At 55.5% G+C, this 10,141-nt stretch carries 4 protein-coding genes; all 4 read right to left on the bottom strand.

Annotation, left to right across the window (positions count from 1 at the left end):
- Positions 1–12: 12 nt before the first annotated feature.
- Entirely contained in the window at positions 13–3,510 is a 3,498-nt protein-coding gene (locus KKF06_08570; protein ID MBU1617807.1) for a hypothetical protein, read from the bottom strand.
- Positions 3,507–7,034 carry a hypothetical protein gene (locus KKF06_08565; protein ID MBU1617806.1) on the bottom strand — a complete coding sequence of 1,176 codons (3,528 nt, stop codon included), beginning with the start codon at positions 7,032–7,034 and terminating at the stop codon, positions 3,507–3,509. The genes KKF06_08570 and KKF06_08565 overlap by 4 nt, the downstream gene beginning before the upstream one ends.
- Positions 7,035–7,109: 75 nt before the next feature.
- Complete coding sequence (locus KKF06_08560; protein MBU1617805.1) at positions 7,110–8,726, bottom strand: hypothetical protein; 1,617 nt, start codon at positions 8,724–8,726, stop codon at positions 7,110–7,112.
- A 27-nt stretch (positions 8,727–8,753) separates the two neighbouring features.
- Entirely contained in the window at positions 8,754–10,136 is a 1,383-nt protein-coding gene (locus KKF06_08555; GenBank protein MBU1617804.1) for a hypothetical protein, read from the bottom strand.
- Positions 10,137–10,141: the final 5 nt, after the last annotated feature.

Raw genomic sequence — 10,141 nt, 5'->3', positions numbered from 1 at the left:
TTTCATCCCTCCTTAGATCCACCGTTCCCGCGGCGTGTTGCCGGGGAAGGCTTCTTCAATGACCAGTCGATTTAGTTCACAGATCCGGTCGTATTGTTCGGCTTCTAATCTGCCGGCCTGGCGATGTTCCCTAAGCAGGGTGGCGACATTATTCCTGGTTTGGGTCTCCAGACGGTTGATCTTCCAGCGGCGGATAATCCCTTCTAATCCAGGAGTCTTGCTGGCGGCCAGTTTTTCTTTTAGTTCGTTATAGAGGTAAACGATCCGAGCTAATTCTGGTTTTTTGTCGGCACTTTCCTCGCCATTAATTAAACTATTGAGGTTGGCCATTGGATTGCCGCTTGGTTTGTCAAGCAGGCCGGCCTTAGCAGTGTCGATCGCTTCCCAGAGCTTATAGGGGTCGACTTTTGGGTTAGAGCTGGCGGTAAATTCCTGTTTAAAGAAAGTCGGCGGCCTGATCCCAAATATCTCTTTAAAAGTGTTCCGCCAGGTGTCGGCCTGATGGCGAGCGATACTTTGCGGGTTCGGTTCCGGTCGGGTGAAGGCTTCCCGTTGTTCTTTGTGATAAATCGAAAATTCCTTAAGGATGTTTGCTCCCATGTAGAGCGACCACCCTCCCGCCATTGCCGCGGTCACCAGCGGAATGGCAAAGACCGCGTAGTAGGGGAGGACCAGAAGGGAGGCGCCGATCCCCAGGGCGAACGGAACATTCCGGGCGGCAAAGCGGAGGGCCGCTTTGGCAAAGCTTTGTTGGTTGGCGTTCGGCAGGAGGCGGCTTGCCCACTTGTCCAGGAAACGGGAGGCGAGCCAGCCGGCGATAAATGGGAGACCGGCCAGGGCGATCGGGACCGCTCCCATCGCGACGGTGATTGCCAGGGCTCCGCCGACAAGAAGTGTCCCGGCGGTTGACGGGAGAACGATTCCGACCCAAAAAGAGGTCCGTTTATCGCGCAGAGGGACACGATTGCCGAGGCTCCGGTCGCTGATCCGGAACCGACCAACCCCCAGCCTTCCCATGTCGAAGTTGGCTTTGACGGTGGTGTGCATCGAGAGATTTCCCCAGAAAAGGTGCTTGGGAAAAACAGAAATAATAGTCTTTGGCGCGATCCCAACCTTGGCCATCTGCGCCGCCCAGAACGGCCAGCTGAACATGGTCATGGCGAGACAAACAAAAAAGAAGGCCGCTCCGGCGACCGCCAGCGGAGCGACTCCAAGCGAAACGGCGATCGCGACCATTGAGAAAGAGACCAGCTTGGCGCCGGAATCCCAGTACCAGGTCCCGACGTTGAGCCATTCCCTCGCCTCGGCCGGTTCAAACATTTTAGCTACCGGTTGGTTCGGGGCGATAACGAGCTTAACCGGGCTTTTTGTTCCACCGCTCGCGGCAACTGCGACTGCTTTTTGCGATTTAATCGCCCCCAGGCCGTCGGCCCGGTCGATATTTTCCTGGGTTGCTTCCGGGGCAACTCCATTACCGCGAAGAACAAAAGTTTTGGCCTGATAATAGATGGAACCGGGGGTGAAGACCGGGCCACGTATCATATCCTCATAAATTACTTCCCAGGCGTCTTTGGAATAGATATTTTCCCCGGCGTTCCAGCGCACCCCGCGCTGGGTGACTAAAGCGTTCATATAGTTGTCGAGCCCGCCTCCCGCGCTTAAGGTTAAAACGGTGGTTTCGGTCACAAAACCGAACATCCGCATAAACATATACGAAGAGAGGGCGTCTTCAATGACCTCAATATAAGAACCGGGGATAGCGGTTTTGACAAAGATCGGCGGCCGCCCCGGGAGCCTGACCGGGAAGAGCCGACCTTCCCTGACCGGGCTGGCCGAGTCGGTGTTGGGGCCGGTCACCATGGCGGCGCCGACCATCTTGGCCGAATACATGGCGTTTCCAAAGAGGGAATAACTTCGTCCGGCATCCCGTTTGCCGTCAAAGATACTGTGGGAGGTTGATCCAAATAAGGAGACAAACCATGGGTTCATGAACGAATCGGTAAATTGCTTGCCGTGCGGAAAGGCCATAGCAGTCAGCATAAACGGTCCGAAGAAACCGAGCTGGTCGGCTTTTGGCCAGACAGCGGCCATGATCTCTGTCCCCATGACATAAGGGTCGATCAAATGCTGGGGAGCAATGGCGGTATCGACCGGCCGGACGAACCGGGTGGCATCGATCGAATTTGGCCGCGGATCAAAGTTCATCAGCCTGAATTGGTCCGGATGCCCTTCGGTCGGATCAAATGGAAGGGGGATAACTTCTGTGACTCCTGGTTGGCGGCCGTTTGCTTCGTCAAGATGGACGACCCGGGCAGAGGACTGGACCCGCAGGGTGACGACCGACTCCCCCTCCTGCAGGGGAGTTTCTAATGCATTTTTGATCCGGCTTTCCCGGTAATTATAATACTGGAGCGAATAGCGGTGGCGCATGCTCTTAACTCGCGACCAGGGGAGGTTGGGAGTTTCATAGGTTTCCCACAGGGTTTTGATGATCGCCCTGCGCACTTCTCTGGGGAGCGCTTTGTACGCGTCTGATTTTCTGATCTCCCGGAAAGTTTTGCCGGCCAGAACGATCGGGGGTTCTGGTTTGGGGTCTCTGGCGGTCGGCCGGTTTTCAACGGTCACTTTGAAGACCCCTTGTTCGTCGCGGTAAGCCCGGATCGTCTGATAATCAAGGAACCTGATCGTTTCGTTGTGAAAAACGGTGACCTGTTCCCTTTCCAGAACTTCAAAGTCGATCCGTGGGTCGGACTCGATCAGGCGGACGTTATATTTTTTATCCCGGATATCAACATACATGCTCTCTCTAACAGACGGAGCGATCCAGCTGATGTCGATCTCGTGAACGATCGGCCGGCCTGATCTGTCTTTGATCTTTGAAGTCAAAAGGAGCCTGGTCCGGTCCGCGGACATGGAGGTCGATTCAATATCGGTCGAGAGCGATATTCCGTCAAGCTGTTCGATCAACTGTTGCCGCTCCGGGTGGGTTTTAGTCCAGCCGTCGGGATTGATGTGGATCAGTCTCCGGTCCTGGTCGCCGGAGATGTGAGTGGTGATAATGTCTTTTCCATCGGCCCGGCAGGCGGCAATATTGCCGCTGACCGTTTCATGCCCCAGATAGGAGAGAACAGATGAGCTGGTTTTCCAAAGGATAGGAGAAACCTGAAGGTCGCTGACCGCCTGCCAGGTAATTGGCCCCTGGGGATTTCCCGGTTCTCCCTGAAAACGGCCGACCGCCCAACCAGGTTCTTTTTGTTTTGAGCCAATGCTTTGCCAGAAAACATCCGGCAAGCCCATTCCGACAATGTGCAGATGAGGTTCGGAGCCGTGGAGAAAGCTGTAGCCCATTTGGCGGGAGTCGCATTCCCAGCTCCGCCCCTGCCAGTTAATGACGTTAAGGTTGGCGGTGCTCCCCCCAATATTGAGGCGCGGCAGGCTTCCCGCCGGCTTGACCGCCGCGAAGGGGAGCGACCCCATCCGGCGAATATGTTCATATCTTATAGCGCTCATAGCTTGACCTCCGCCGCTTCCCAAAAGGTCCGGTAGCGGTCGTCCGGCATAAACCGTCGATAAGAGAATTGTTCGTAAGCGCTGTTGCAGAGGGCGACAAACTCGCCGACCTCCATGGTCATTTCCCCCTGGCGCAACATTGCTTGACGCCCGCCGTGATAATTGGGGAGCCAGGCGATAAGTTGAGCGTATTCTTCCCTGGTCATGTTCATGTGGACCAGCCCATTGTCGTCGGTGTAGGGGAGATCGCCCGGTTCAATGGTTTTATCGACCAGGGCGGCATGGTCCATCTCTTTTTGGCTAAGCAGGGAATAAGTCCCGGCGATAATCTGCTGGGCCAGGCGGCGCGGCAGAGTTTTTTGCCTTGACTGGTCGGTGACGTCGCCGTTCTCGTTGTGTCGGATGAAGAAGTAGTCCATGACCGGGACCGGACCGCCGACGTCGCCGTAACGAATCGGGTCGATCGAAGCCGTGCTGATTTGGTCAGCCAGGCCGATCATTTCGATTGGCATCGGGACCTCGCTGATCGATTCGCGGTTATTGTATTTGCCCCCTTTCATGACCGGGAGGGTTCCATTCGTGTTGGTTTCTATCCCGACGGCGTTGCGAAAGTCCGGGTCTTTTTTTGCTTCTTCGCGATAGCTGATTTTCAGAAAATAGCCGGTCTCTTTTTTAACGATCTGGAGTGGTTTGGTCTGGTCGATATATTTCCAAAGGTCGCCGCCAAAGGTCCGCTCGTTCTCTTTGTTCATGTTGAGCGGGAAATAGAGTTCCCGGCCGTCGGCTAATTTGACTTTCATCATCATCCAAACCACCGCGACCCCCGCTTCCAGCAGGGAATCATTTTTTGATTCAACCATATCGGGCGAGTAGGGGACCGTTTCGACCCGCGGCCGGCGGAACATGATCCGCAGGTGGGGATTGGCCCGGACGTGGAAGAGCCGGAGGTTGGTGACGTTGATATCCATCTGGTCGGCGTCGCTGACGCTGGTGTATTCGGTCGGGTACATAAAGCGCCAGCGGCAGGCGATATTAGAATCTTTGATCAGCGAACCTCCCCAGGGGTGGGGAATATCTCCCTTTTGCAAGCTATCGTAAAGGGTGGAGTCGATCGGTGTGCCGTTTAAGACCTCGGCGGTGTTGGCCGCGGTGTATTCGTGCCGTTTGGTTCCCGGCAGGATTAGCAGAGGGGCTTTCCCTTCAAGGGTGCCGGAGATCAATTCATCTCTTCCGTCACCAAAAACTCTTAAACGGGTGCCGTCCCGGTAGACGACATCGTAGTATTCGTCATTGGCCAGGGTTGGCGGGGTCAAAACCTCGGCTGTCGGGTATTTGCTGATGTCGTGCCCGTGCCGGCGGAAGTGGTCGGTGTTGTCAATATAAGCAATGTCGCTAAGGGTAGTATTGACGATGTCATGGTCAGCCCGCTCGTACCAGCCAAAGCGGAGGTCTTCTCCTTCGGCGTCCCGGCTTTCGACCGCCAAAACATCGCGGTAATCCTCTTTAAAGTCTTTGACCACTTTCATCGGGACGAGCCAGAGTTTGAGCTGGCCGTTGGGGGCGATAATGGCGACATCAAAAGCGCCGACAAAATCGGCCATCACCTGCTGGCAGAAGTCGACGGCAAATTGTTTGGCGTTGTAACCGTCCGGCAGAATGTTGGTGTAAAAACGGACCGGTGTGGTGTCGGAATGCGGGAAAGCCCGACAGTAGAGAGCGTTTAGGCGGGTCGCCAGGGTCGCTTTGTATGAGGCGAGATCGACCTGGCTGATATCCTGGGAACGGATCCGGCGGGCGGTCTCTTCATAGATCCTGGCGGCAAAACGCAAGTGTTCACCATGGACCCGCAGGTCCTGGTCCCCCCGTTTGTTGTCTATTCCCGGCAAACCGGTGGCAAACATCCCATCTTTTAGAAAACCGAGCCCAGAAACTGTTTTTAGATCGCCGGTCGCTCGCTCTTCCAGAAATCGGGCGGTCGCTTCCAGAGAATCGGCAAAGGCGTCGCGGGCCGCTTCAGCGGTCGCGGCTGATTTAACCTGGTTGTAACCGGTTTTAAGGATTGCCCTCATTTTTTCCGCCGCCGGGTTTAGGAGTTTGGTGATCATTTGGATCGCCTTAGAATAATCAGCGGCGGAGAAACAGCCGGAGAGGGCGTTAAGGACCCAATTGGACCCTTCGGTCAACATGACCATGATGTACGAAGAAACGAGAGGATCGACCATGTCGACTCCGGGCTTGAAAATTGTTCTGGCCGCACCCCAGGGGCCGCGGACATTTTCCCAGAGCGATTGCAGATCAAAGACCGGGAAGACTTTGTCTTTTTGATGGAGCCCCCCTTCCTGCGAGCGGCTGGAGTGGATAAAGTTGTGGTAGAAGCCCAAGACCGCGGCAAAAACCAGCAGGTTGGCTGCGGCCAGGGCCGGGCCGCCGAGAGAAACTCCGGCGCCGACTAAAAACGCGGAGCCGGCGGCCAGGGCGGCGGTTTTGACCCAGGGATGTTTTTCCAGTGGCTGGCCGACTTTCAATTCTTTCCGGCCGACAATAAAGTGCCGGGCCAAACCGACCAATCCAAAGACGGCCCCCAAAACAGCGGCGCCGGTCAGGGCGTTTGGTTCAAACAGGGCGTTGTGGAGAAAGTTGCGAAGCAGGCTAAGCGCTTGCGTGGCGTAGATCTCGCTCAAGTGGACGGTAAAGATCGCGCCGACCGTCCAAGAGATGTGTCCCTTGTTGGTGATCAATGAGGAGATCAGCCTTGGCCGGGTGATATCGTTCCGCTGTTCACCGTAACGGTGAAAGCGGTAGGCGCGATAAAGGTCGACAGCGGAGCTGACCGCCATTTTTATCGCCGCCCGGCCGAGCAAAACAGAACAGACCGCCCAGGAGAGAGTGAGCGGCATGCCGACGATCGGAATGGTCAGGTTGGGGAGGACCACTCCCAGATATTTTTCGGTCAAGGGGATGAGAAGAGCATCAATCGCCGGGGCAAAACGCATCGCGCTGCCGACCGCCATCATGGTCAGCCAGGCGGGGACGACCAGGGTCTTGAATATTTTTTTTGGGGTCGGACTGGCGGTGTTGAGCTGGCTTTGCGGCGACTGATAATCGCCCGGTTTAAGTTGTTTCCATAAGCGCCAGGTGGTGTAGGCCAGTCCCAGGCCGATCGCTCCCCAGGCGAAAAAAGCTTTATTGCCGCCGGTGACCAGCGGGGTGGCAACATCGCTGGCCAGGACCAGCGCTGAAGTTAACATTGTCGCGGCTCCGGCGGCGGCGCCGACCATTAATTTTTTCGCCAATGATGGTGCGCGATTTGTTTTAGCGATAATCGGCGGGGTTAAATTCAGTTGAGTGACGGTTGGCGCGATAGTTGCTGGATCACAACTGGCGATTTGTCCGGGTGTTATGGGGTTGAAGCGTGATGGTAAAATCGAGCCTGGCCGCGCACCCCGATGATGAAGCGCCTGGATATGCGGCGCTGTGCTGGGCAGCGCGTTGATCCTTGCTGGTAGAATTCTTTGATAGTTCATTGCCGACATACTTACCGCTTCCTTTCTGTATATATATCGGCAAAAAATGGCGAAAATTTCAGGTAAAATACCGGGCTAGAAGCTGGAAATGAACACCCCGGACGAGTTGGCGACCAGGACCCGGTTTTTGATCGTTCGCGCGCCGGTGAAGACCAGCCCGTAGTCGCCCCCATCGTCGACAAAAAAAGCGTCCTTGTCCGGGTGGAGGCCGCTCCCGACCAGGGTATGTTCCAGGACCATTCCGGTTAATTTATACTCCAGTGGGATCGGGCCTGGAGGGAGGCCGATTACCAGCCGGTCCGGCCAAAGAACAGAGTCGGTGATCGCGCCGCCGCTAATTTCCCAGCTGGCGCCAATGACCGACCGTTGTATAATTGCCCCTCTTTTTATAACTGCTCCTGGGCCGATCATCAGCGGGCCAATGAGGTGCGACCCTTCTTCGATCGTCACATTGTCGGCGACCCAGAGTTTGTTCCCGGCGCTGTCTCGTGAAAGGGTATATCCGGGTTTGGGCCACCAGGAAAAATCGTGCTGGCCTCCGTTCTGATTATAGCCTCCTGTTTCCCGGAGCATCTCGATGTTCGCCTGGAGAAGCGCCTTCCTTGTCCCGTCATCGGCCCAAAGACTGCCTGTCACATAGCCAAAAAAGCCTTCGCGCTCTCCCGCTTTGCCGGCCCGGTAAATTTCCGGATGGTGAGTAACGATCTCGGGGAAGACATGTCCCCCCCAATCCTGGAAGCGCAGGTTGGCTTCCCCCTCTTTTCTTTTGCCTAACATCAATAAAATAGTAGAGAAAACCCCAAGGCGGTAGTGTCGGCCGGTGATCGGGTCGGTCCAGTCGTTGGCATAGTTTCCCCGTTTGGGATCAAAGGTTTTAGCGACCGGTAAACTATAGGGATTTAGTTTTTGTTGTTCTTCTGTGCTTAGGTGTGGATCAAGCTGGTTTTGGTTGGCGGGAACTTCGACATCTTCCTCGATCAGGCGGAAAACCCGGTCATCAATTAAATAGATCGAGGTGTTATTTAAGTTGCTTTTGGCCTCCGGGTTTTTTTCCTCAAAGCGGGTGATCCTGGAAAACTTGCCGCCTGACAGAGGGACCTGGCGCCCCTCGCCGTCAAAGGTCGCCCCTTCCCGGAAAGCGACGCCAAAACGACCGACATCTTGCCAGGGAACAGGGGCAAGAGCAATGGTGATCAGCGCGTTGTGCTCATTATGAAATTTCTGCATCCGGCCGATATTTACATTAGAGCGAATGTCGGCGGAAAGAACGACATATGTTTCAGCATGGCCGTCCCGGCCTTTCAGGTCCAACTGCCACCCCCGGACCAGACAACCAGCGGTGTTGAGGTTGAACTCTTGCTGGTGGTCCCAATAAAAACTACTTCCGGTCCCGCGCCGCAGTCTTTCCATGTTAGCGCCGAAAAAAGCTTTGATGTCGTTCCCCAGGTACATGACCGCCATGGCAATGTCCTCGACTCCAGTCTGGGTGATCGTTCTTTCAAAAAGCGGGCCCATAAGCGGTACTTGCCCAAGATGGGTAAGCGGCTTTGGGATCGCGTTAGCGTTGTAGCTTTGTGGGCCGAGGCGGACCTTTTTCAGTTCTTTGGCGGATAAACCAAAGTGGGCGGTCGGTGGATAGAGCCGGGAGCCTACCCCTCCAACCAGGCCGAGCAGCATTGTTCTGTGGCTCATTTCTATCTTCCTTTCAAAAAATTAATGTTATCTGGCCGGACTGAACTGGGTTTTTCCGCCAAGCGAGCCGGTCGCCACGCCGCCTACCGGATCGTAAAGCATCGCGCCGTTAAAACGGCTCCCGGGAATGATCTTTCCCCCTAAAACCAACGAGTCGGTAAGTTGGGAACCGGTACCGATCAGGGTTGAAAATTGCGGGTCCCTTTGGTGGAAAACGACAGTCCTCCTTAACCCGACCTTTGCTTCCAGATGAGCGTTTGAACCGATTACCGAATGTTCGACCGTGGCGCCGGGCCCGATGGAGACATTGTCGCCGATCAGCGAATTGGCGACGTAAGCTGATGGGTGGACAAAAACATTATGGCCGCGCCAGCTGTTATCTCCGATCGGGAACCAGAAAGCCCCTTCACCTTCTTTAATGCCTGAATCGATCTTCCCGGTCAGAACATCCATGCTTGCCAGGCGCAATTCTTCGCCGATCCCGGCGTCACGCCAGTAAGAGCGATCGGGCATGACATAAGTAAAGACCGGATATTGATTGCGCCTGGCTTCATGGGTCAACCACATAAAAACATGTCTTCCCCAGTCAGAAAAGGGGGATGGTCCGCCCGGCTGGAATATTTCCGGTACCAGGGGGGGGCCTTTTTCATCTTTTGTTAATAGTGGCAGGATCAGCTCGAACAAAGAGGCGTCAAAAAAGTAAAGGGAGGAATTATTCAGGTTGCTTAACGCGGCGCCGCGTCTGGCTTTTTCCTTGAATTCCAGGATCTTGGCGCTGGAGGCGGAATGCTCGGTCAGCCAGGCGCCGACCGCGTCCTCAAATTCCAGGTCGTTCTTGTAGTCCTGGCGTTCCGGCATCCCTTCCAGGCGCATTGTGCCAAAGCGGTCCACGCTGCTCCAGGGGACGGCGTTTGAGACAATTGTGGCGCAGGCCCCGTATTGTTTCCTGTTAAAAAGATGCTGGTCAAGGGCAGCGGAGATATCAACATCATGGATAATATCGGCGCTGGGGACGATGATCACATCACCGGGATTTTTTGACCAGCCGCTGTTGTTGACCAAATTGCCGACAACGCTGGCGGTGTCGAGCGGGTCGGTGATGTCCTGGGTCGATTCGGTTATCGTGACATTGCCGCCGTAGATCTTGCCGTTGCCGACCACCTGGCGGATAGTCTCAGGCAGGAAGCAGAGGAGCAGGTGAAAATCGCTGATCCCGGCTTTTCTTAAGGCGCGGATGGTAAATTCAATTATCCGGAGATTGCCGACGGTGCAGGCCGGCTTGGCGACCGCGAACCTGTTGCGTCCCGGGTCGGTGGCGGCGTCCAGCCGTGAACCAAACCCTCCAGCCAGTACTGCTGTATGGACCATGCCCCGTTGGATCGCCTGGTGGGCGGAAAGATGGTTAGCCATTGTTT

Source organism: Candidatus Margulisiibacteriota bacterium, assembly GCA_018822365.1.
Classification (GTDB): Bacteria; Margulisbacteria; WOR-1; order O2-12-FULL-45-9; family XYB2-FULL-48-7; genus XYB2-FULL-45-9.
Note: the sequence above shows the minus strand (reverse complement) of the source record. Positions and strands in the feature narration are given on the sequence as shown.